22 protein-coding genes and 2 riboswitches are annotated in these 22,960 nt (G+C 70.8%); of the genes, 17 read left to right on the forward strand and 5 right to left on the reverse strand.

Going from position 1 to position 22,960, the window contains the following annotated elements:
- Positions 1-166: 166 nt before the first annotated feature.
- The gene (gcvT, locus tag ACWEBX_RS24185; protein WP_451886906.1) at positions 167-1,300 is read right to left on the reverse strand and encodes a glycine cleavage system aminomethyltransferase GcvT; all 1,134 of its coding nucleotides are present in this window, start codon (positions 1,298-1,300) and stop codon (positions 167-169) included.
- 34 nt (positions 1,301-1,334) lie between these two features.
- Positions 1,335-1,445, reverse strand: a riboswitch (glycine riboswitch).
- Positions 1,446-1,542, reverse strand: a riboswitch (glycine riboswitch). It lies immediately after the preceding riboswitch.
- 175 nt (positions 1,543-1,717) lie between these two features.
- Between gcvT and ACWEBX_RS24190 the strand changes: the two genes are divergently transcribed.
- From ACWEBX_RS24190 to ACWEBX_RS24235, 10 genes are all read left to right on the forward strand, one after another.
- The gene (locus ACWEBX_RS24190; RefSeq protein ID WP_451886907.1) at positions 1,718-2,386 is read left to right on the forward strand and encodes an AAA family ATPase; all 669 of its coding nucleotides are present in this window, start codon (positions 1,718-1,720) and stop codon (positions 2,384-2,386) included.
- 99 nt (positions 2,387-2,485) lie between these two features.
- On the forward strand, positions 2,486-3,259 hold the full coding sequence (locus ACWEBX_RS24195; protein WP_451886908.1) for an enhanced serine sensitivity protein SseB: 774 nt from the start codon (positions 2,486-2,488) through the stop codon (positions 3,257-3,259).
- A gap of 227 nt (positions 3,260-3,486) precedes the next feature.
- Entirely contained in the window at positions 3,487-4,287 is an 801-nt protein-coding gene (locus ACWEBX_RS24200) for an enhanced serine sensitivity protein SseB C-terminal domain-containing protein (RefSeq protein ID WP_451886909.1), read from the forward strand.
- A gap of 476 nt (positions 4,288-4,763) precedes the next feature.
- A complete protein-coding gene (locus ACWEBX_RS24205; RefSeq protein ID WP_451886910.1) occupies positions 4,764-5,762 on the forward strand; it encodes an ABC transporter permease in 999 nt (332 codons plus the stop codon).
- A 59-nt stretch (positions 5,763-5,821) separates the two neighbouring features.
- A complete protein-coding gene (locus tag ACWEBX_RS24210) occupies positions 5,822-7,573 on the forward strand; it encodes an ABC transporter substrate-binding protein (protein ID WP_451886911.1) in 1,752 nt (583 codons plus the stop codon).
- Positions 7,574-7,639: 66 nt separating this feature from the next.
- A complete protein-coding gene (locus ACWEBX_RS24215; RefSeq protein ID WP_451886912.1) occupies positions 7,640-8,647 on the forward strand; it encodes an ABC transporter permease in 1,008 nt (335 codons plus the stop codon).
- Positions 8,644-9,741 (forward strand): ABC transporter ATP-binding protein, encoded by a 1,098-nt coding sequence (locus tag ACWEBX_RS24220; protein WP_451886913.1) that lies wholly within the window; start codon positions 8,644-8,646, stop codon positions 9,739-9,741. Before ACWEBX_RS24215 ends, ACWEBX_RS24220 begins: the two co-directional genes overlap by 4 nt.
- Complete coding sequence (locus ACWEBX_RS24225; RefSeq protein ID WP_451886914.1) at positions 9,738-11,033, forward strand: ABC transporter ATP-binding protein; 1,296 nt, start codon at positions 9,738-9,740, stop codon at positions 11,031-11,033. The genes ACWEBX_RS24220 and ACWEBX_RS24225 overlap by 4 nt, the downstream gene beginning before the upstream one ends.
- A 107-nt stretch (positions 11,034-11,140) precedes the next feature.
- Positions 11,141-12,532, forward strand: a complete 1,392-nt coding sequence (locus ACWEBX_RS24230) for a M1 family metallopeptidase (protein WP_451886915.1) — start codon at positions 11,141-11,143, stop codon at positions 12,530-12,532.
- A 47-nt stretch (positions 12,533-12,579) separates the two neighbouring features.
- Positions 12,580-13,245, forward strand: coding sequence for a trimeric intracellular cation channel family protein (locus tag ACWEBX_RS24235; protein WP_451886916.1), 666 nt, complete (start codon positions 12,580-12,582; stop codon positions 13,243-13,245).
- Here ACWEBX_RS24235 and ACWEBX_RS24240 read toward each other — a convergent pair.
- Positions 13,145-14,449, reverse strand: coding sequence for an alpha/beta hydrolase (locus tag ACWEBX_RS24240; RefSeq protein ID WP_451886917.1), 1,305 nt, complete (start codon positions 14,447-14,449; stop codon positions 13,145-13,147). The genes ACWEBX_RS24235 and ACWEBX_RS24240 overlap by 101 nt on opposite strands.
- A 161-nt stretch (positions 14,450-14,610) precedes the next feature.
- Between ACWEBX_RS24240 and ACWEBX_RS24245 the strand changes: the two genes are divergently transcribed.
- A complete protein-coding gene (locus tag ACWEBX_RS24245; RefSeq protein WP_451886918.1) occupies positions 14,611-15,471 on the forward strand; it encodes a thioesterase family protein in 861 nt (286 codons plus the stop codon).
- A 128-nt stretch (positions 15,472-15,599) separates the two neighbouring features.
- Here ACWEBX_RS24245 and ACWEBX_RS24250 read toward each other — a convergent pair whose 3' ends face one another.
- A complete protein-coding gene (locus ACWEBX_RS24250) occupies positions 15,600-16,190 on the reverse strand; it encodes a TIGR03086 family metal-binding protein (RefSeq protein WP_451886919.1) in 591 nt (196 codons plus the stop codon).
- 102 nt (positions 16,191-16,292) lie between these two features.
- On the opposite strand from ACWEBX_RS24250, the gene ACWEBX_RS24255 reads away from it, so the two are divergent.
- Together ACWEBX_RS24255 and ACWEBX_RS24260 are read left to right on the forward strand one after the other, a co-directional pair.
- Positions 16,293-17,255, forward strand: a complete 963-nt coding sequence (locus ACWEBX_RS24255) for a helix-turn-helix transcriptional regulator (protein WP_451886920.1) — start codon at positions 16,293-16,295, stop codon at positions 17,253-17,255.
- 181 nt (positions 17,256-17,436) lie between these two features.
- Entirely contained in the window at positions 17,437-17,787 is a 351-nt protein-coding gene (locus tag ACWEBX_RS24260; RefSeq protein WP_451886921.1) for a hypothetical protein, read from the forward strand.
- Positions 17,788-18,143: 356 nt separating this feature from the next.
- On the opposite strand, the gene ACWEBX_RS24265 is transcribed toward ACWEBX_RS24260, so the two are convergent.
- A complete protein-coding gene (locus ACWEBX_RS24265) occupies positions 18,144-18,770 on the reverse strand; it encodes a TetR family transcriptional regulator (protein WP_451886922.1) in 627 nt (208 codons plus the stop codon).
- A 185-nt stretch (positions 18,771-18,955) separates the two neighbouring features.
- Here ACWEBX_RS24265 and ACWEBX_RS24270 point away from each other — a divergent pair, with 185 nt between their 5' ends.
- From ACWEBX_RS24270 to ACWEBX_RS24280, 3 genes are all read left to right on the forward strand, one after another.
- On the forward strand, positions 18,956-19,123 hold the full coding sequence (locus ACWEBX_RS24270) for a hypothetical protein (RefSeq protein ID WP_451886923.1): 168 nt from the start codon (positions 18,956-18,958) through the stop codon (positions 19,121-19,123).
- 267 nt (positions 19,124-19,390) lie between these two features.
- A complete protein-coding gene (locus ACWEBX_RS24275) occupies positions 19,391-19,603 on the forward strand; it encodes a DUF4190 domain-containing protein (protein WP_326790785.1) in 213 nt (70 codons plus the stop codon).
- Positions 19,604-19,673: 70 nt separating this feature from the next.
- Positions 19,674-20,843: a cysteine desulfurase family protein gene (locus ACWEBX_RS24280; RefSeq protein WP_451886924.1), complete on the forward strand. Its 1,170-nt coding sequence runs from the start codon at positions 19,674-19,676 to the stop codon at positions 20,841-20,843.
- A 37-nt stretch (positions 20,844-20,880) separates the two neighbouring features.
- On the opposite strand, the gene ACWEBX_RS24285 is transcribed toward ACWEBX_RS24280, so the two are convergent.
- Complete coding sequence (locus ACWEBX_RS24285; RefSeq protein WP_451886925.1) at positions 20,881-21,585, reverse strand: N-acetylmuramoyl-L-alanine amidase; 705 nt, start codon at positions 21,583-21,585, stop codon at positions 20,881-20,883.
- Between the two features lie 60 nt (positions 21,586-21,645).
- On the opposite strand from ACWEBX_RS24285, the gene mnmA reads away from it, so the two are divergent.
- On the forward strand, positions 21,646-22,767 hold the full coding sequence (gene mnmA / locus ACWEBX_RS24290) for a tRNA 2-thiouridine(34) synthase MnmA (RefSeq protein ID WP_451886926.1): 1,122 nt from the start codon (positions 21,646-21,648) through the stop codon (positions 22,765-22,767).
- The last annotated feature ends 193 nt before the right edge of the window (positions 22,768-22,960 follow it).

Genomic DNA, 22,960 nt, shown 5'->3' on the forward strand with positions numbered 1-22,960 from the left:
GCGGTGGAGTGCTGATGGAGGGAAGCGTGGGTGACCGGGCGGATGTGCCCAGGGTCACGTCCGGCGCCCCGGCGGGCGCCCGTCAGTGCCGGAGCCCCGCGGGGGCATCCGTCAGTGGCGGCGCCCGGAAGGCGTCCGTGTCATGTCCGGCCCCTGCGGACCAGTGTCACTTCTGGCGCTTGTAGAACGGCAGCGCCACGACCTCGTACGGTTCGTGGCTGCCCCGGATGTCGACACCCACACCGGTCGTGCCCGGCGCGGCGTGCGCGGCGTCGACGTACGCCATCGCGATCGGCTTGCCCAGCGTGGGGGAGGGGGCGCCGGAGGTGACCTCGCCGATCACCTCACCGCCGGCGACGACCGAGAACCCGGCGCGCGGCACACGGCGGCCCTCGGCGATCAGGCCGACGAGGACCCGCGGCGGGTTCTGCTCGGCGCGGGCGGCGGCGGCCTCGAGTGCCGCGCGCCCCACGAAGTCGCCGTCCTTCTCGAACTTCACGACCCGGCCGAGGCCGGCGTCGAACGGGGTCAGCGAGGTGGTCAGCTCGTGCCCGTACAGCGGCATGCCCGCCTCCAGGCGCAGCGTGTCGCGGCAGGAGAGACCGCAGGGGACGAGACCGGCCGGGGTGCCCGCGTCGGTCAGGGCCTGCCACACCTTCTCGGCGTCGGCGGGGGCGACGAACAGCTCGAAGCCGTCCTCACCCGTGTAGCCGGTGCGGGCGATCAGGGCCGGGACGCCGGCCACCGTGCCCGGCAGGCCCGCGTAGTACTTCAGGCCGTCGAGGTCGGCGTCGGTGACCGCCTTGAGGATGCCGGGGGACTCGGGGCCCTGCACGGCGATCAGCGCGTACGCGTCACGGTCGTCGCGCACCTCGGCGTCGAAACCGGCGGCGCGCTCGGTCAGGGCGTCCAGCACGACCTGGGCGTTGGAGGCGTTGGCGACGACCATGTAGTGAGCGGAACCGGCCTCGTGCTCGGCGAGCCGGTAGACGATCAGGTCGTCCAGGATGCCGCCGTCCTCCTGGCAGATCATGGTGTAGCGGGCGCGGCCGACGCCGACGGTGGCGATGTTGCCGACCAGCGCGTGGTTCAGGAGGTCCGCCGCCTGAGGTCCGGTGACGGTGATCTCGCCCATGTGGGAGAGGTCGAAGAGACCGGCCTTCGTGCGGACGGCGAGGTGCTCGTCGCGCTCCGAGCCGTAGCGCAGGGGCATGTCCCAGCCCGCGAAGTCGGTCATGGTCGCGCCGAGCGAACGATGCAGGGCATCGAGCGCGGTGTGACGGGGTGCGTTGCTGCTCATCGGTCTGGCTCCCAGGGCATGACGGCGAGGTCGTTCCTCCCCATCTGTCATCGGAACCTGAGAGGTTCATCAAGACCCCACGAATCGGTGGTCCTGACTTGCACCTTGGGTGGGGCCGACGGAGCGGCCCGCTTTTCAGATGTGCCTCGCCCGCGCGGTAACGGTGCCTGAGAGATTCAAGGGAGGGACTTGCTCCTTCGGCGCCCGGGTACACGTACCCAGGACTCTCCCGCGCGGATTCAAGCGGCCGGTATGCAGTTGGCGCGGCCATCATCGCACGCGCTGTCGGATCACGGCAGCCCGCCATCTGTGACCGTGCTGTGGCAGTCCGCGTACGAAAAGAGGAAGCGCCGGGCATTACCTTCTCTTTACACTCGACGGGGATGGGACTCCACATCGAAGGGGAGGACGGTCACGGTGAACAGGACCACGGCGTACGCGACGACCTCGGGTCTCGCACTGCCCGAGCAGCCCGGCGCACCGGCCCGGGAGGCCCGCGGACCGCGTGCCGCGGCCGTCGTGCGGGACCTCCGTGACCGGGTCGGGCACAGTCCGCACGGTCTCCGCTTCGGGGCGCACGACGTGGTCGTGGTCAGCGGACTGCCCGGGAGCGGCAAGTCGACGCTGATGCGGCGGGCCGTGCTGGGCGCGCGCGTCGACTCCCAGGACACCCGCGACCGCTGGGACGGCCGGATGTCCGGGCGCCTGCCGTACGCGCTCTACCGCCCCCTCGTCCGCCTCGCGCACTACGCCGGCCTGCGCCGCGCCCTGCGCGAGGGCGGCGGACTCGTCGTGCACGACTGCGGCACGCAGGCCTGGGTGCGCCGCTGGCTCGCCCGCGAGGCCCGGCGCCGCGGCGGGGCGCTGCACCTGCTGCTGCTCGACGTCACGCCCGGCACCGCGCTGGACGGCCAGCGCGATCGCGGCCGGGGCGTCTCGCGCTACGCCTTCGCCCGCCATCGCGGTGGGGTCGCCCGGCTGCTGCGCTCCGCCGAGCGGGGAGACCTGCCCGAGGGATGCGGCTCCGCGGTGCTGATCGACCGTGACGCGGCGGACGTGCTGCACAGGATCGACTTCGGCCACTGACCGGCAGCGCGCCGCGGGATCGGCTTCGGCCACTGACCCGCCGTGGCGGCCCACTAACCTAACCAGCCGGAACAATGGTTCGAAGCGGACGGTAGACAGATGGACTTTCCGGCACAGGCGCACCCCCATCCGCACGGCGGTTGGCCCGGCAACGAGCTGGAGGAGGTGTTGTCCGCCTCCCTCGGCGTGCCCGGGCCCTCGGCGGCCGCCCGTATCGTCGAGGTGCTCGGCCGCAGCTTCGTGTGGGTGCCGCTGCCCAACGGCGGCGGCCCGCAGAGCGGTCCGCTCGATCTGCCCACGATGGACATCGGCGGGCAGGTCCACGTCCCCGTCTTCAGCTCGGAGGAGCAGTTCCGCCAGGTCGTCGGCGGTCACATGTCGTACACGATCGCGCCCGCCGTGGAGTTCGCCCGCGGGCTCCCCCCGCAGGTCGGCATCGTGGTGAACCCGGACGGCGTGGTCGGCGTGCCGCTGCCGCCGCCTGCCGTCGCCGAGCTGTGCAGGGCCGGGCGGTCCGAGCTGGACGGGGCGGCCAGCGGCGGCCGTGTGCGGCTCTTCGAGCCCGACTGGCAGGACGATCCGATGGACTTCCTGGCCGCTGCCTCGGCGGAGTTCGCCGCCACCGGTGTCGTCCTGAGCGCGCGGCGCTGTCTGGCCAGCGTGGAGGGCGACGCCCCGGTCATGTTCATCGGCGTCGAGCTCTCGGTGTGGGAGGGCGACGCGCGCGCGCTGCCCCTGGACGCCCTGGGCCGCGCCCTCGGCCGGGTCCCGGTGAACATTCCGGTGAACCTGGTTCTTCTCGACGTGGCGCAGGACCCGGTCGGCGAGTGGATGCGGGCGACGGTGCGGCCCTTCTACCAGCACGGTCACTGAACGGCGCGGGTGACGGGGGTGCCCCACGGGTGCGCACGTCCGCCGCGCGGGGCCTCCCGCCGCCCCGCGCGGCGGTTCCCGGCTCTCGACTGCTTCCCCCGGCGGAGCACGATCGCCGCATAAGCTGGTTTCATGGCCTTGTCGAGGTGTTGACGCATGTCGGTAACCGGCGCCTCGGGCGTAAGGGATGAGTTCGTCGTGAATTGTTCGCGAAGGGGCGGTTGAAGGTGAGCGCGTCGGGCACGGCCGCGGCCGGGCAGGTCGAGCACATGCTGCGCCAGGTGACCCCCGGGCGTTATGACGCCTACGAGGCGCTCCTTCGCGCGCTCGCGACCCCGTCGTCCGGCCAGGTGTGGATGCTGCTGTGGCACGGCCAGGCCGGCTCCCCGGACGCCCAGTACGGCAACATGCAGGTGGACGGCTTCGGTTACGCGCCCTGCGTCACCTCCGCCCAGGAGCTCTCGGCCAGTGGCTGGAACCGCAGTTACGAGGTCGTGGACGGGCTGGACGTCGCCCGCACCCTGTACCCGGACCACTTCGGCCTCTGGCTCAACCCGCACGCCCCGAACGGTGGCCTCGGCATTCCGTGGCTGGATCTGCGCCGTATCGCCACAGGCCTGGAGCGGCAGCCCGCGGGCCCGCTGCGACTGTCCGAACCGGCCATCGAGATCCCGCAGTTCTACGCCCTGATCACGCAGAACGCCCATCTGACCCCGGCCGTACGGTCGTTGCGCCGGGCCTGGGTCCAACCCACGCTCGGGGCGCCGTATTTGGCCATCGGCCTGGATGTGTACGACACCTCGCCGCCCGCCGTCGACTCGGTGCGGGCGATGATGCAGCAGTCCATCGGCGCGGTTCCGGACGGCCTGCCCGTCTCCACCGTCGCGATGTCGGACGAGTTCGATCCGGTGGCGATGTGGCTGCGTGCGAACGCACGCCCGTTCTACGACCGCGAGGCGCACGCCGCTCCGGCGCAGGCGCCGACCGCGGGCGGTTACGGCTATCCGCCGGCCCGCGGCGGCTACTGAGGGCGTCCCGAATCCCGGACCTGTCGGATGCCAGTGCGAGAACGGCTGGCATCATGATTCTGCACACGGCCTTCACGAGGCGTGCGTTCCATGCTGCTGACCTGCGGGGAAGCGGACAGATGCGCCGATTGTCCCATTTTGGCGGGACTTCTGATCAAAAAGACTCTTTCGAGGCCTTCGAGCTCAATTGGCAGTCGTCCGACTCCCGTTACCCACTGTTCGGATAACGGAATCCCCCAACAAGCATCACGGTTGCGCATAGTTTCTCCATGAGGCCTGGCAACTGATCGTGGCGGCACTGAAGACTCGCCCATCAGACACGGGGTTGTCGATCCTGTGAGCGAGTGCAAGCCGAATCATCAGCCGGGTCACCGGACCGCACCATCTGCGGTCAACTTCCCGGCGAGCAAGTGAACCAAGCCGCAGACAGCGGCAGTCGTAGGCCGGTCACCACCGGCGAGAGGGGTCGGGTCACTGTGACCGCACCGATCGAGACCACCGCGGCGGCGTCGGAGGCTCAGCCTGAGGCTGTGCTTGCCGGAGCCGGCAAGGGGCGGATCGAGGGCCGTTCCCTGGGACAGATCGCCTGGACGCGCTTCAAGCGCGACAAGGTGGCGGTCGCCGGCGGTGTCATCGTCGTCCTGCTCATCCTGATGGCCATCCTCGCCCGGCCCATCCAGTCGATGCTGGGGCTGGACCCGAACGCCTTCCACCAGGACCTGATCGACGCCAACACCTCGCTGCCCAAGGGCGGGATGGGCGGCATGAGCGCGGACCACCCGCTCGGTGTCGACCCGAAGTTCGGCCGTGACCTCGCCACCCGCCTCCTGGAGGGCTCCTGGGTGTCGCTGGTCGTCGCCTTCGGCGCCACCATCCTGTCGAACGTGATCGGCGCGATCCTGGGCGTCGTCGCGGGCTTCTACGGCGGGCGCGTCGACTCGATCATCAGCCGCCTGATGGACACCTTCCTCGCCTTCCCCCTCCTGCTCTTCGCGATCGCCATCTCCGCCACCCTGCAGGGCGGCGCCTTCGGCCTCGAAGGGCTCCCGCTCCACCTGAGCGTGCTGATCTTCGTGATCGGCTTCTTCAACTGGCCCTACCTGGGCCGCATCGTGCGCGGTCAGACCCTGGCCCTGCGCGAGCGGGAATTCGTGGACGCCTCCCGGGGCATGGGGGCCAAGGGCCCGTACATCCTGTTCCGGGAGCTGCTGCCCAACCTGGTCGGCCCGATCATCGTCTACTCGACGCTGCTCATCCCGACCAACATCCTCTTCGAGGCTTCCCTGAGCTTCCTCGGGGTCGGTATCCAGCCCCCGCAGGCATCCTGGGGCGGCATGCTCCGTGAAGCGGTCACCTACTACGAGGTCGACCCGCAGTTCATGATCGTGCCCGGCCTCGCCATCTTCGTGACCGTCCTCGCCTTCAACCTTCTGGGCGACGGTCTCCGCGACGCTCTCGACCCGCGCAGCCGCTGATGCCTGACGGTCACCGAGAGATCACCAAGTTTCCGACAATGGAGGGGAACCCGCCCATCATGCGTAGGTCAACGCTGGCCGCCATTGCGGCCATCGGCTCCGCGAGTCTGCTCGTTGCAGGCTGCAGCAAGGCCGATGACAACAAGAACACCGACAACACGAAGTCAGCTGGGGCCAACGCAGCGACCAAGGACGTCGTCAACGCCTCCACCAAGAAGGGGGGCACGGTCACGTACGAGTACTCGGACGTGCCGGACTCCTTCGACCCGGGCAACACGTACTACGCGTACATGTACAACCTCAGCCGCCTGTACGCGCGCCCGCTGATGACGTTCCAGCCCGGCGCCGGCGAGAAGGGCAACACCCTTGTCCCGGACCTCGCGGCCTCCAAGGGTGTCCCGAGCGACGGCGGCAAGACCTGGACGTACAAGCTGCGTTCGGGCCTGAAGTACCAGGACGGCTCCGCGATCACGTCCAAGGACGTCAAGTACGCGGTCGAGCGCTCCAACTTCGCGCGTGACGTGCTCTCCCTCGGTCCGAACTACTTCCAGCAGTTCCTCGTGGGCGGCGACAAGTACAAGGGTCCCTACAAGGACAAGAGCGCCAAGGGCCTCTCGTCCATCGAGACCCCGGACGACACCACCGTCGTCTTCCACCTGAAGACGGCCTTCCAGGAGTTCGACTACCTGGTCGCCTCGCCGCAGACGGCTCCGGTCCCGCAGGCCAAGGACAACGGCGTCGACTACGTCAAGAACATCGTGTCCTCGGGCTCGTACAAGTTCCAGAGCTACGCCGACGGCAAGCAGGCCGTCCTCGTGCGCAACGAGAACTGGGACGCGGCGACCGACCCGCTGCGCAAGCAGTACCCGGACAAGATCGTCGTCAACCTGAAGGTCAACGCCGAGACGATCGACAAGGACGTCCTCGCGGGCGACGCGATCGACCTCGGTGGTGGCGGTGTCCAGGCCGCGACCCAGGCGGACGTGCTCACCTCCGCCGCCAAGAAGGCCAACACGGACAACACCTACGGTGGCCGTCTGGTCTACATGGCGATCAACACCAAGGTGAAGCCGTTCGACAACGTCGCGTGCCGCAAGGCCGTGCAGTTCGCGATCGACAAGGTCTCGGTCCAGACGGCCGAGGGCGGCCCGATCCGCGGCGACATCGCCTCCACGGTTCTCCCGCCGGACATCCCGGGCTACGCCAAGTCGGACGTCTACGCGTCCGCCGGCAACACGGGTGACGCCGCCAAGGCCAAGGAGCAGCTCAAGGCCTGTGGCAAGGAGAGCATCAACACCAACATCTCCGCGCGCAGCGACCGCCCGCAGGAGATCGACGCCGCCACGGCGATCATCGCCTCGCTGAAGAAGGCCGGCATCAACGCCAGCCTGAAGCAGTACCCGTCGGGCAAGTACTTCACCGACTACGCGGGTGTCCCGAAGTTCACCGAGAAGAACAACATCGGTCTGATCATGATGCAGTGGGGTGCCGACTGGCCTTCCGGCTACGGCTTCCAGCAGCAGATCCTGAACGGTTCCGCGATCGGCGCTTCCGGTAACACCAACCTGTCGCAGTACGACAACAAGGACGTCAACGCCCTCCTCGAGAAGGCGATCGGCACGGAGGACCCCGCCGCGCGGAACGCCCTCTACACCGAGATCGACAAGAAGACCATGGACGACGCCGTCCTCGTGCCGCTGACCTACTTCAAGGTTCTGCTGGCCCGCCCGCAGTACGCGACCAACCTGGTCTCCACGGCGGCCTTCAGCGGTCAGTACGACTACCTCAACATCGGCACCACGAAGAAGTAGCCCCGGAAGGCAGGTGAAGGCATTGGTGCCCGCGGGCTCAGCCCGCGGGCACCAGCGCCGATCCCCGTGATTTCGTACATCCTCCGTCGGACGGCAGCGGCAGCGATCCTGCTCCTGGTCGTCTCCGCGGTCACCTTCGCCATCTTCTTCCTGCTGCCCAGACTGGCCGGCCAGACGCCCGACCAGCTCGCGCAGCAGTACATCGGGAAGAGCCCGACGAAGGCCGACATCATCGCGGTCAAGCACAACCTCGGTCTGGACCAGCCCGTCTACGTCCAGTACTGGCACTTCATCAAGGGGATCGTCAGCGGCGCTACCTACGACCTGGGTCCCACCACGGCGCACTGTGACGCGCCGTGCTTCGGGTACTCCTTCAAGACCCACCAGGCCGTCTGGCCGGACCTCACCTCGCGTCTTCCGGTGACCCTGTCGCTCGCCGCGGGTGCCGCGGTGCTGTGGCTGCTGTCCGGTGTGGCCGCGGGTGTGATCTCCGCCCTCAAGCCGCGTTCGATCTTCGACCGCGCCTTCATGGGCATCGCGCTCGCCGGTGTCTCGCTGCCCATGTTCTTCACGGGCAACCTGGCGCTGCTGCTCTTCACCGTCAACTGGCCGATCTTCGGCCGCACCTATGTCCCGCTCACCGAGAACCCCGCGGAATGGGCCAACACCCTCTTCCCCGCGTGGTGTTCTCTGGCGCTCCTGTACTCCGCCATCTACGCGCGGCTCACCCGCTCGGGCATGCTGGAGACGATGAACGAGGACTTCATCCGCACGGCCCGCGCCAAGGGCCTGCGCGAGCGCAAGGTCGTGGTCCGGCACGGACTGCGCGCCGCTCTCACCCCGATCATCACCGTCTTCGGCATGGACCTCGGTCTGTTGCTCGGCGGTGCCGTGATCACCGAATCCGTGTTCTCCCTGCACGGCATCGGCCAGTACGCGGTGCAGGGCATCACCGACAACGACCTGCCGAAGATCCTCGGTGTGACTCTTCTCGCCGCGCTCTTCGTCGTCGTGGCAAATCTTCTGGTGGACCTGCTGTACGCCGCCGCCGACCCGCGGGTGAGGCTCTCGTGACCGAACTTTCCAAGACCGGCGCCGCTGTCGGCGAGCCCGTCTCCTCGCCCTCGGACGCTCCCAAGGCGTTCCTCGAAGTGCGCGACCTCAAGGTCCACTTCCCGACCGACGACGGTCTGGTCAAGTCCGTCGACGGGCTCAGCTTCTCGGTGGAGAAGGGCAAGACCCTCTGCGTCGTGGGCGAGTCGGGTTCCGGCAAGTCCGTCACCTCGCTGGCGATCATGGGCCTGCACCGTCTCGGCGCGCGCGGCAAGAACGTCCGGATGTCGGGCGAGATCTGGCTCGACGGCAAGGAACTGGTCAACGCCCACCCGGACGAGGTGCGCAAGCTCCGCGGCCGCGAGATGGCGATGATCTTCCAGGACCCGCTGTCCGCGATGCACCCGTACTACACGATCGGCAACCAGATCGTGGAGGCGTACCGCACCCACCACAAGGTCAGCAAGAAGGTCGCCCGCACACGGGCGATCGAGATGCTCGACCGTGTGGGCATCCCCGAGCCGGGCAAGCGCGTCGACAGCTACCCGCACGAGTTCTCGGGCGGTATGCGCCAGCGCGCGATGATCGCGATGGCGCTCGTCAACAACCCCGAGCTGCTCATCGCGGACGAGCCGACGACCGCCCTCGACGTCACCGTCCAGGCGCAGATCCTCGACCTCATCCGCGACCTGCAGAAGGAGTTCGGCTCCGCGGTCGTCCTCATCACCCACGACCTGGGTGTGGTGGCCGAGATCGCCGACGACGTCCTCGTGATGTACGGCGGCCGGTGCGTCGAGCGCGGCACCGCAGAGCGGGTCTTCGAGCAGCCGCAGCACCCCTACACCTGGGGTCTGCTCGGCTCGATGCCCCGTATCGACCGTGAGACGTCCGAGCGGCTCATCCCCGTCAAGGGCCAGCCGCCGAGCCTCATCAACGTCCCCTCGGGCTGCGCGTTCCACCCGCGCTGCCCGTACGCGGACCTGCCCAAGGGCAATGTCACCCGCACCGTGCGCCCCGAACTGCAGCTCGTTGGCAGCGGCCACTACACCGCCTGCCACCTCTCGCAGGAGGACCGCACGCGGATCTGGACCGAAGAGATTGCGCCGAAGCTGTGAGTGAGAACAACAAGACGGATGGCGCCGGCGCGGTGATTCCGCAGCAGGCCGCCGCTCCCGCGCACCGCGCGAAGTCCTCCGAGAGCAGCGAGGTCCTCCTCCGGGTCCAGGGGCTGCAGAAGCACTTCCCCATCCGGAAGGGCGTTCTCCAGCGTCAGGTCGGTGCGGTCAAGGCCGTCGACGGCATCGACTTCGAGGTCCGCAAGGGCGAGACGCTCGGCGTCGTCGGCGAGTCCGGCTGCGGCAAGTCGACCATGGGCCGGGTCATCACCCGTCTCCAGGACCCGACCGGCGGCACCATCGAGTTCGAGGGCCGGGACATCACCCGTCTCGGCGCCTCGAAGATGCGTCCGCTGCGCCGTGACATCCAGATGATCTTCCAGGACCCGTACGGGTCGCTGAACCCCCGTCACACCATCGGCTCGATCGTCTCGGCGCCCTTCCGGCTCCAGAACGTGGAGCCCGAGGGCGGTGTGAAGAAGGAGGTCCAGCGGCTCCTGGAGCTGGTGGGTCTGAGCCCCGAGCACTACAACCGCTACCCGCACGAGTTCTCCGGCGGTCAGCGCCAGCGCATCGGCATCGCCCGCGCGCTCGCCCTGAAGCCGAAGCTGGTCGTGGCGGACGAGCCGGTCTCGGCCCTCGACGTGTCGATCCAGGCGCAGGTCGTGAACCTGATGGACGACCTGCAGTCCGAGCTCGGTCTGACGTACGTGATCATCGCTCACGACCTCTCCGTCGTGCGCCATGTCTCGGACCGCATCGCGGTGATGTACCTCGGCAAGATCGTCGAGCTCTCCGACCGCGCCTCGCTGTACCAGGCGCCGATGCACCCGTACACCAAGGCCCTGATGTCGGCCGTGCCGGTGCCGGACCCCAAGCGCCGGGGCGCCAAGAGCGAGCGGATCCTGCTCAAGGGTGACGTTCCCTCGCCGATCGCGCCGCCCAGCGGCTGCCGGTTCCACACCCGGTGCTGGAAGGCCACGCAGGTCTGCACGACGACCGAGCCGCCGCTCATCGAGCTGAAGCCCGGTCAGCGCGTCGCCTGCCACCACCCGGAGAACGCCCCGGACCAGGCTCCGCAGGACATCGTCCTGCTCTCGGCCGCCCGCGAAGCGGTCGAGCTGGTGTCCGGTGTGGAGTCCGCCGAGGTGTCGGGTACGGCTCCGGCCGAGCTCGCCGCCGAAGGTGACGAGGCCGGCAAGGCGTCGGACACCGCCACCGGTGACGAGGCCGGCTCCACGAAGGACTCCGCGGTTGCGGAAGCCGATCGTCAGGAGTCAACCGGCAAGTAGGCCGTGACGACTTGGCAAAGTCATGAACATGCCCGAGCGGGAGAGTGCAGAGTCCTGCGTGACCGTCTGATCGGAAACGATCGGCACACGTACGAAAGGGACGCGAAATGGCACTCTCCCGTTCGGCACGTTTAGGCGCGCTCGCCACAGCGGCGGCCTCCTTCCTCCTCGTCGCCGCCTCCTCCGCCCCCACCCCCGGCGCGGACGGCATCGGTGACACGTACTTCCCCCAGCTCGGCAACGGCGGCTTCGACGCCCGCCACTACGCCCTCGACGTGGCGTACGACCCCGGCACCGACCGCCTCGACGGCGTCACGACCCTCACCGCCCGCGCCACCCGGAACCTGTCCGCCTTCGACCTGGACCTCCAGAAGCTGGACGTCACGAAGGTCGAGGTGAACGGCAGAAGAGCCCACTTCACGCGGGAGGGCGACGAGATCCGCGTCACCCCGCGCGGCCCGCTGGCCAGAGGCAAGAACTTCACGGTGACCGTCACCTACGGCGGGGTCCCCGAGCCGCTCAACGGCCCGATCGTGTTCGGCTCCGACTACGGGTGGATGAAGACCGCGGACGGCGTGTTCGTCGCCTGCGAGCCCAACGCGGCCTCCACCTGGTTCCCCTCCAGCGACCACCCCTCCGACAAGGCGACCTACGACATCCGCATCACGGCCCCCAAGGGCCTGACGGCGGTCTCCAACGGACGCCTGATATCGACCCGCGACAAGGGCGCCTCCACGGTCACCCACTGGCGCGAGAGCCGGCCCATGGCCACCTACCTCGCGACGGCGACCATCGGGACGTTCGACGTGAAGACCGGCACCACCCCGGGCGGTACGCCGATCTACGTCGCGATCGACCCGGTGCTGGCCAACAGCAACAGCGTCGACGTGTACGCCGTCACCGCCGAGGCGACCGACTACTGGTCGCAGGTGTTCGGGCCGTACCCGTTCGAGGAGACCGGCGCCATCGTCGACGACATGCCCGAGGCGGGCTTCTCGCTGGAGGTCCAGTCGAAGCCCGCGTACTCGGCGGTGCGGTCGGAGACGACGATCGTGCACGAGCTCGCCCACCAGTGGTTCGGCGACTCGGTGTCGGTGGCGCACTGGAAGGACATCTGGCTCAACGAGGGCTTCGCCACCTACGCGCAGTGGCTGTGGGCCGAGCACAAGGGCACCCGCTCGGCGCACGACTCGTTCCTCGCCGGCTACAACCAGCGGCCCGCGGACTCCGCCTTCTGGCAGACCACGGTCGGCGATCCGCAGCGCGACACGATGTTCGCCTCGGCGGTCTACCAGCGGGGCGCGATGACGCTCCAGACGCTGCGCGAGCGCATCGGCGACACCGCCTTCTTCAAGCTGCTGCCCGCCTGGACGAAGCTGCACCGGTACGGCAACGCCGACACCGCCGACTTCATCGCCCTCGCCGAGAAGGTCTCCGGGCAACAGCTCGACGATCTCTTCCAGACCTGGCTGTTCACCACAGGCAAGCCGACCCTCTAAACCTTCCTTCGTAAGGCGCACACCCCGCGACAGGTGAGAATGTGGGGGTGTTCCAGCAACTGTTCAGCCCCTCCGTCCAGCACACGCTCGATCTGATCGGCATCTTCGTCTTCGCGATCTCCGGCGCCCTGCTGGCCGTCCGCAAGAACTTCGACGTCTTCGGCATCGCCGTCCTCGCGGAGATCACCGCGCTGGGCGGAGGGCTGCTGCGCGACATCATCATCGGTGCCGTACCCCCGGCCGCCTTCACCGACCTGGGGTACTTCACCACACCGCTCGTCGCCGCCCTGCTCGTGTTCTTCCTGCACCCGCAGGTCGAGCGCATCCAGGTCGGTGTGAACGTCTTCGACGCGGCCGGGCTCGGACTGTTCTGTGTCACCGGCACCGTCAAGGCGTACGACTACGGGCTCGGCCTGACCGCCTCCGCCGCCCTCGGCCTCGCGACCGCCGTGGGCGGCGGTGTGCTGCGTGACGTCCTCGCCAACGAGACCCCCTCCCTGCTGCGCTGGGACCGTGACCTCTACGCGGTCCCGGCGATGGTCGGCGCCACGATGGTGGTGCTCTGCATCCGCTACGACGCGCTCACCCCGTTCACCAGCGGTCTCGCCATCGTCACGGCCTTCGTGCTGCGCCTGTTCGCGATGCGGTACCACTGGCGAGCTCCGCGCGCGTGGAACCGCCGCTCGACGGTGCGGGAGGAAGAGACTTCCTGACGCCCGCCGCGTTCGCCGTGCCTCCGGCGTCCCGGGTGCCCCCGGCGTCCGCGGCGCCTCCCGCGTCCGCGGTGCCTCCCCTGCCCCCGTCGAACTGCTCGGTCAGCCAGCGGAACACCTCCGGGAGCTGCGGCCGCCACAGCCCCATGTCGTGGCCGCCCGCGCTGCGCGGCAGCAGCACCACGTCCACGCTCGTCGGCGGCTCCGCGATCGACTGGATCGCCGTGCCCGCCTGGTAGCCGTCACCGGACTCGCCGGAGAAGTAGAGGGCGATCCGGGGGTGGACGCGCTCGGATCGCAGCAGCAGGTAGGGGTTGTTGCGCCGGCGCAGTTCTAGGCTGCGCCCGGCGAGTGAACTGCGCTCGCCCTTCGGGTCGTTGTAGCCGGACATGCTCACCGCGGCCCGGTAGCGGTCGGGGTGGGCGACGGCCAGCTTGGTGGCGCAGTGCGCCCCGGCCGAGTATCCGGCCGCGGCCCAGCCGCGCGGGGCGGGCTCGGCGCGGAAGTTGTCCATGACCATCCGCGGCACGTCGACGCTGAGCCAGCTCTCCGCGTTCACCGTCCCCGGGATGTTCGCGCAGCCGGTGTCCGCCCTGGCCAGCAGGTTGGTGCGCGGCGCGACCAGGATGAACGGCGCGACCCGGCCGTCGAGCATCATCGGCCGCAACTGCTCGTGCACCCGCAGGGATCCGAACCAGGCCTTGGCGGAGCCCGGGTATCCGGGCAGCAGCTCCACGACGGGGAACGTCCGGTGCCGGTAGGCGGGTTCGTCGTACTGCGGCGGCAGCCAGACGTAGACCTCGGCGTTCACCCCCGACACCCGTCCCCTCAGGTCCGTGACGCGCACCCCGCCGGCCTGCCGCATGCGCGGTCCCTGGGCCGGACGGAAGGTCTGCCGCATCCGGGGCAGGTCCTTCAGCGAGATCCCACCGGTGCCGTCCGCGCCGAGATCGGCGGCCTGCTGGACATGGTTTCCGGTGCCGAGGAGGTCGGCCCAGTCGTCGTACAGGTTGTTGGCGTTGTTCACGAGGACGAACACCAGGCTGATCGCCGTCCCCTGGGCGAAGAGCAGCATCAGGAGCCGGGCCACGGCGCGCACCGGCGCCGGTCCGGGCACCCGGGACCACAGGACCAGGGGCAGGAGGAGGGCGACGGCGCACAGTACGAAGGAGGTCAGGAGGAACGATGTCCCGGTGAGGCTCATGTCCCATCAGAGGAGAACTCGGACCGATTGGTCACGGAAGATTGCGGACACTTGACAAGAAATTGCCGAATCCTCACCTGGATGGCCGGACTGCGGCCGTGTCCGTGCGCCCGAACGAGTGAAAGCTACCGCTTAGTAATTTCCTGTTGTACCGTTCATGTATGCCAGAAGCAGCTTCGGTACAGGCCGTACGGGCCACGATCGGCGACAGCGAGTTCGACCGGGACACCGCCGTCACCCCGCGCGGGAACGGGGTCTACGACGTCGATCTCTCCGCCGGGTGGACGATCATCAGTGCCGTCAACGGCGGCTATCTGCTGGCCGTCCTCGGCCGCGCGCTCGCCGACGCCCTCCCGCACTCCGACCCCTTCACGGTCTCCGCGCACTATCTGACCGCGTCCCAGCCGGGCCCCGCGGTCGTCCGCACGGAGGTCGTACGCACCGGCCGGACGCTGTCGACCGGCCAGGCCTCCCTCTTCCAGTACGACGACGAGGGCCGCGAGATCGAGCGCATCCGCGTGCTCGCCTCGTACGGCGACCTCGGCTCCCTGCCCGACGACGTCCGCACGACCGCGCTGCCGCCGGCGATCCCGCCCATGGACCAGTGCTTCGGCCCGCAGGACGCCCCCGCCCCCATCCCCGGCAGCTCGGCGATCACCGACCGGCTGTTCCTCAAGCTCGACCCCGCGACCCTCGGCTGGGCGCTCGGCGCTCCGTCCGGGAAGGGCGAGATGCGGTCGTGGTTCGGACTCGCCGACGGCCGGGACGCGGACCCGCTCTCGCTGCTCCTCGCCGTCGACGCGCTGCCGCCGACGGCCTTCGAGATCGGCCTCTCCGGCTGGGTGCCGACCGTCGAGCTGACCGTGCACGTCCGGTGCCGCCCGGCACCCGGCCCGCTGCGCGTGTCGATCACCACCCGCAACCTCGCCGGGGGCTTCCTGGAGGAGGACGCGGAGGTCTGGGACAGCGAGGACCGTCTGGTCGCCCAGTCCCGCCAGCTCGCCCGCGCCCGCCTCGGCTGACCGGCCCCGATCGTCCGCGCACCGGCCCGAAGCCGTGAGCGCGGCGGGGGCCGTCCGCGGCGCGCTCGCCGTCCCGGGGGCACCCCTCCTGCCGGGGGTGCCCCCGGGACGGTGTCCCGCGCCGTCCGTCAGGCGGTCACCAGCGGGCGGCGGCCCGTCCAGGCCGCCAGCCGCCCGTAGGCGTCGGCGCCCTCGGGAACCGGCACCACGGCGCCGAACGGCAGACCGGGATACTCGCGCCCCTCGTCGGGCAGCACGCGGGCGGCGATCGTGAGCGCGAACTCGGCCAGTTCCGGATCGAGTTCGAGGGGCCGTCCCAGCGCCTCCGCGAGGTCCCAGGTGTGGGTCACCGCCTCCATCACGTACCCGGCGAGGGCGATCCGTCCGGTCGCCTCGCCCCAGGGCACCCGCACCGCCGCGTCCAGCCGCGTGTCGTCCGCCCACGCCACGCGGACCTGCTCCTTGGCCTCGTCGTACGCGGCGCTCCAGCCGTCGTCCGGCACGCCGTCGGCGAACGGCCGCACCGCGAGCCCGTCGCCGCCCGCCCCGATCACGGCGATCCGCCGGGTGCCGCCGACCAGGTGCGACAGCAGCAGACGTACGTCGAACTCGGCGCACGGAGTGACACCGTCCAACTGCTCCGGCCGGACGGCCGCGATCAGCGACGCGATCTGAGCGGCGGCGCGGGCGTACAGAGGGCGGGGGTCCATCGCGTTCATGACTACCTCTTCCGTGTCTCGGTGTGCCCTCACTCTCGACGCATAACCTGACAGTTTCCGTCAACATTTGTGCGGGCCCGGCGCGGGCGCGATCCTGGGCGCGTGAAGTCCGACCGCCTGCTCTCGATCCTGCTGCTGCTCCAGACACGCGGCCGCGTCCCGGCCCGCGAACTCGCCGACCGGCTGGAGGTGTCGGTGCGCACCGTGTACCGGGACGTCGAGGCCCTGTCCGCCTCCGGCGTCCCCGTCTACGCCGAACGCGGGCGGCACGGCGGCATCGAGCTGCTCGCCGGATTCCGTACGGACGTCACGGGACTGACCGCGGACGAGTCCCGGTCGCTGTTCATCCTGGCCGCGCAGGGCGCGCACGCCGCCCTCGGCCTGGACGCGGCGCTCGCCTCGGCGCTGCGCAAGGTGATGGCCGCGCTGCCCGCACCCTTCAGGCCCGCCGCCGAGGTCGCCGGCCGGCGGGTCCTCGTCGACGCCACGCGCTGGAAGGGCGGTCCCCTGCGGACCGTCGATCTGGACGTGTTGCAGGACGCCGTCTTCTCCGACCGCCGGCTCCGGCTGCGCTACCGCCACGGCGGCGAGGCCGAACCGCGCACCTACACCGTCGACCCGTACGGCCTCGTCTCGAAGGCCGGTGTCTGGTACCTGGTCGCCGACCGGCGCGGCGCGCCGCGGCTGTTCCGCGCCGACCGCGTCCGCTCGGCCACCCTGCTGCCGGACCCGGTGCGGCGCCGTCCAGGCGTCGAACTCGCCGACGCCTGGGAGGTGCTGCGCCGTCAGGTCGAGGAGCGGCCGGGTGGTGTCGATGTCACGGTTCGGGTACGGCGCTCCCGCCTCGACATGTTCGTACGCCTCCACGCGGCCTCCCTCGCCGAGTTGCCCGAGGACGACGGCACCGGCGAGTGGGTCACCGCGCGCCTCGTCCTCGGCTCGGTGCGCGAGTCCCGCACGCTGCTGGCCTTCGGGGACGCGGTGGAGGTCCTCGCTCCGGCCGAGGCGCGCCGGGAGCTGGCCGCGACGGCCGCGGCCATCGGGGCGGTGTACGAGGGGGATTGAGCACCCGGCGCCGGGGCCGCGCCGGGACCGTGCCAGGGCCGTGCCGAGGTCGCGCCGGGGCTGTGCCGCACAGCAAGACACAGCTTCGGCACAGCGCGGCCCTACGTGGATCTGGTCCGCTGTCTCCCGCTCGTCCGGCTCTCGTCGGCCGATCCACGTGACTTGACTGGGAGTTGCCCCAATGAACCGTCGTGCACGACTCGTTCCCCTCGTCGCCGTCCTCGCGCTCTCGCCCCTCCTGGCGGCCTGTGGCTCCGGTGACTCGTCGTCCTCGGACGGCACCACGTCCGGCGAGCAGAACTGCACCCGCCCGTCCGGGATGCCGAGCGGCGGGCCCGGGGGCCGCCCCAGCGGCGCTCCCACGGGCATGCCCTCGCGGTCCGGCACCCCCTCGGGCATGCCCACCGGGAAGGCGCCGTCCGGGTTCCCCTCGGGCATGCCGAGCGGCGCCCCCGGCGGTGGCGCGGGCGGCGGTCAGGGCGGCGGCTGCGGCGGCCCTGGGGGCAGCCAGACGGGCCAGGGCCAGGGCTGAGCCCGGGGGCCCGGGCAGGCCGACCCCACGGAGCCGACTCCCCGCACCCCGTACCGGTCTTGCCGAGTCCCGGGTGGGGCCGCTCCCCGGCCCCGTACCGGTCTTGCCGAGTCCCGGGTGGGGCCGCTCCCCGGGCCTCGTGCCGGTCTTGCCGAACCCCGGCCGGGGCCGCTCCCCGAGACTCGAATCGGCCCTGCCGAATCCCGGCCGGGGCCGACGGGCTGAACCGTGGCCGTGCTCCGCTCCGAGCTTCTTGCGGCGCAGACCCGTGCCGGGAGGGGGCGGGGTCGCGGCCGCCGACCGGTTGCCGTGGCCCCGTGCCCGGGGCTGCGGCCGCCGGCCGGTCGCCGCGGCGGTCAGCCGAGCCAGTGGCGGCGGCCGATGCTGATCAGCCGCATCTGGCGGCTCGCCACCCCGGCCACCCGTTCGCGTTCCGCCTCGGAGCCGTCCAGCGCCTCCAGGAACGCCGAGGCCGCCATCAGCATGTGGTCGACATACAGGCCGGCCAGCATCAGCAGATCGCCGTCGCTCCATCCCGCCGACTCGGGGTGCTCGGCCAGCGCGTCCCTGACCTCCTCGGCGAACCGGGCCAGTTGCTCGCGGATCGCCTCCCGTACCGGAGCGACGCCGCCGTGCCGCTCGCGCGCGATGAAACGGACGTGCGCCGGATGCGCCGCGACGTGGTGGGCGATCAGTTCCACGGCGCGGGCGATGCGTTCGTCGCTGTCCCCGGCCGTGGTCAGCGTGTCCTCGATCATCGGGTGCAGGCTTCCCAGCGCCTCCTCGACCAGCGCCGCCCCCAGATCCGCCGTCGAGCGGAAATGCCGGTAGAAGGCGGTCGGGGCCACTCCGACGGCACGGGTGACCTCGCGCAACCCCAGGCTGCTCAGGCTCTGATCCTCCAGAAGCCCCAACGCGGCGTCCAGCAGTGCCTGTCGGGTCTTCTGCTTCTGCGCCTGACGGATGCCGAGAGTGTGACTCATGCCATGCAGTTAACAACTGTTCTCTGGAATTGAAAAGCCGTGGGGCACGTTAGACTCAAGAGTCAGTGAACAAGTGTTACTACAACCGTTCACTGAGCCGTCAAGTCCCGGAAACATCGGGCCCTCACCGTTGAGGTGCCGGACGTTCCGGGACCGGACTTCGAGACTTCTTCGAGAGGCATCCCATGCTGTTCCTCGTCGCCGCACTCCTGCTGCTCGGCGTTGTGATGGGCTCCGTGGCGCACGCGCCGCTGAGCCTCACCCTCGCCGCCGCGGCCGTCATCGGCGTCTGGCTGATCGTCTTCGCGCTGCGCGAGCGCGGGGCCCGCCGGCGCCACTCCTCCGCCAACTGACCGTTGGCCCCGCGCCTTTGCCGACCGGCCGTTGGTCCAACCCTTTCACCGACTGACCGTTGGGAGCTGACTCACATCATGGAACTCACCGCGCGCACCACCGGCACCACCCGCTCCACCCGCACGGCCCCCACCACCGCCGCGCCCCGCACCACCGGCGCCGACCGCACCACCGGCGCCGACCGCACCGCCGAAGCCGTGCGCACCCCCGGTGCCGACGGGACCGTCCGCGCCACGCGCCGGACCGGCGTCAAGGACACCGACGGCATGGCCGTGGCCTCCTTCGTCCTCGGCCTGCTCGGCCTGCTCGTGCTGAACCTCTTCCTGGGCCCCATCGCCATCGTCCTCGCCTCCGTCGCCCTCTGGCGCGGCACGGCCCGCCGGGGCCGCGCCTTCCTCGGACTCGGTCTGGGGATCGCCGACCTGGTCGTCCTGGTCGCCTTCATGCAGGTCGACAACACGGTGTCCTGGAGCTTCTGAGGTCACCTGGACGGCCAAAGGGCCGGGGGGCCGAGGAGAGGGGAAGCGGGCCCGTAGAATCGAGCCCACCATGGCTTACCTCGACCACGCCGCGACCACCCCCATGCTTCCCGAGGCAGTAGAGGCACTGACCGCCCGACTGAGCGTCACGGGTAACGCCTCCTCCCTCCACGCCGCCGGCCGCACCGCGCGGCGCGCGGTCGAGGAGGCCCGCGAGACCCTGGCGGACTCCCTCGGCGCCCGCCCCAGCGAGGTGGTCCTCACCTCCGGCGGCACCGAGGCCGACAACCTCGCGGTGAAGGGCCTGTACTGGTCCCGCAGAGACGCGGATCCGGCCCGCACCCGCGTGCTGGCGAGCCCCGTCGAGCACCACGCCGTTCTCGACGCGGTCCACTGGCTCGGCGAGCACGAGGGCGCCACGGTCGAGTACCTGCCCGTCGACGCGTACGGCCGCGTCCACCCCGAAGCGCTGCGCGAGGCCATCGCCCGCAACCCCGAGGACGTCGCGCTCGCCACGGTCATGTGGGCCAACAACGAGATCGGCACCATCATGCCGGTCCGTGAACTGGCCGGCGTCGCCGCCGAGTTCGACGTCCCGCTGCACGCCGACGCGGTCCAGGCCTTCGGCCAGGTCCCCGTCGACTTCGCGGCCTCCGGCCTCGCCGCGATGACGGTGTCCGGCCACAAGATCGGCGGCCCCTACGGGATCGGCGCGCTGCTCCTCGGCCGTGAGTACAGTCCGGTGCCTGTGCTCCACGGCGGCGGTCAGGAGCGCCACGTCCGCTCCGGCACGCTCGACGTGCCCGCCGTCGTGTCCTTCGCGGTCGCCGGACGGCTCGCCGCCGAGCGCCAGGAGTGGTTCGCCCGCGAGATCGGCGCCCTGCGCGACGACCTGGCCGACGCGGTCGTCAAGGCCGTGCCCGACGCCATCCTCGGCGGAGACCCGGCACCCGGGGGCCGGCTGCCCGCCAACGCGCACTTCACGTTCCCCGGCTGCGAGGGCGACTCGCTCCTCCTGCTGCTCGACGCGCAGGGCATCGAGTGCTCCACGGGATCGGCCTGCACGGCGGGGGTGGCCCAGCCGAGTCACGTCCTCCTCGCCACCGGCACCGACCCCGACCTCGCCCGGGGCACCCTGCGCTTCTCCCTCGGCCACACCTCCACGCGGGCGGACGTCGCCGCGGTGGCGCGGGCCATCGGCCCGGCGGTGGAACGGGCGCGCAGGGCGGGCCTCACCTGACCTCACCCGGTGAGGCCGGGGGACCGGGCGGTCCCCGTCAGGCGGCCGCCGTGCGGGCCCGGCGTACGAGCCGTATGTACCGGTCCCAGTCCCAGTGCCGTCCGGGATCGGTGTGGTCCGTGCCCGGGACCTCGACGTGCCCGATGATGTGCTCGCGGTCCACGGGGATGCCGTACCGCCCGCAGATCCCGGCCGTCAGCCGCGCCGACGCCTCGTACATCGCGTCCGTGAACGACGAGGGGCGGTCGACGAACCCCTCGTGCTCGATGCCGACACTGCGTTCGTTGTACGAGCGGTTGCCCGCGTGGAACGCCACGTCCAGCTCGCGGATCATCTGTGTGACACGGCCGTCCTTGCGCACGATGTAGTGCGCGGCAGCCCCGTGCTTGGGGTCCTGGAAGACTTGCACCGCGCTCGCGAAGCTGCCCTGGGTGACATGGATGACCACGCGGTCTATCCCGTAGTCGTCGGGACGGTCGGCCCGCCGCCAGTTCGCCGCGGAGGCCGCCACCCACCGCGCGCCCCGGAAGTCCACCGCCCCCGCCACGCGTGACTTCTCCACGCCCGGCAGCCGCCACCACAGGTGCGACAGCTCCTCCCGGGCGAGACCGGCCGCGCTCACGGCGGCCGCCAGACCGCCGATCAGCAGCACCCGGCGGCCGACCGGCTTGTCGCCGTCCCCGGCTCCCGCCGCGGCTCCACGGCTTCGCGGCGCTCCCGGACTCCCCTTTTTCGCCCCCATGCGATCTCCAACGGATACTCGCGGGTTCCGGTTCCCGCGGCCCCGTACCCTGGAGGGGTTATGACTGACACCTCGCAGCGCCCCCTCCGCGTCCTCGCCGCCATGTCGGGCGGCGTGGACTCCGCCGTAGCCGCCGCCCGTGCCGCCGAGGCAGGGCACGACGTGACGGGCGTGCACCTCGCCCTCTCGGCGAACCCGCAATCGTTCAGGACCGGCGCGCGCGGCTGCTGCACCATCGAGGACTCGCGCGACGCCCGCCGGGCCGCCGACGTCATCGGCATCCCCTTCTACGTCTGGGACCTCGCCGAGCGCTTCCGCGAGGACGTGGTCGAGGACTTCATCGCCGAGTACGAGGCCGGCCGCACCCCGAACCCGTGCCTGCGCTGCAACGAGAAGATCAAGTTCGCCGCGCTGCTGGACAAGGCGCTCGCGCTCGGCTTCGACGCGGTCTGCACCGGTCACTACGCCCAGGTGATCGTCCGCGAGGACGGCACCCGCGAACTGCACCGCGCCTCGGACATGGCCAAGGACCAGTCGTACGTCCTCGGCGTCCTGGACGACCGCCAGCTCGCCCACGCGCTGTTCCCGCTCGGCGACACCGTCACCACCAAGGACGAGATCCGGGCCGAGGCCGAGCGCCGGGGCCTGGCGGTCGCCAAGAAGCCGGACTCGCACGACATCTGCTTCATCGCCGACGGCGACACCCAGGGCTTCCTGGCGAACCGCCTGGGCAAGGCGGAGGGTGACATCGTCGACGAGGCCGGAGCGGTCATCGGCTCCCACGAGGGTGCGTTCGGCTTCACGATCGGGCAGCGCAAGGGCCTGCGCATCGGTACCCCGGCCGCCGACGGCAAGCCGCGCTACGTCCTGGACATCTCGCCGGTGAACAACACGGTCACGGTCGGCCCGGCCGCCTCGCTGGACGTGTCCGCCCTGACCGCGATCAAGCCCCGCTGGTGCGGCGCCGCCCCGGTCGGTCCCGGCACCTACACCGCCCAGCTCCGCGCCCACGGGGGCGAGACCGAGGTGAACGCCGGCCTGGTCGACGGCGAACTGCGGGTCACCTTCACCGAGCCGGTCCGCGGCGTCGCCCCCGGCCAGGCGGTCGTCCTGTACGACGGCACCCGCGTGGTGGGCTCGGCGACGATCGCGACGACCACGCGCGCGACGGCGGACGTCTAGACGGACCGGCGCGGTCCGCCCGCGCGGTCCGGAGTGCCCGAGCGGCCCGGCAATCCCGAGCGGCCCGGCGTGCGCCGCCCCCCCGGCCACGGCCGCGCCGCCCCCGCCCCCCCCGCCCCCGGCGGGGGGCCCCCGCGCCCCGGGCCGCCCCCCGCGGGCCGGGGGCGGGGTTGGCGACTCGTGGACCGGGGGT

This window comes from Streptomyces sp. NPDC005070, from assembly GCF_053600395.1.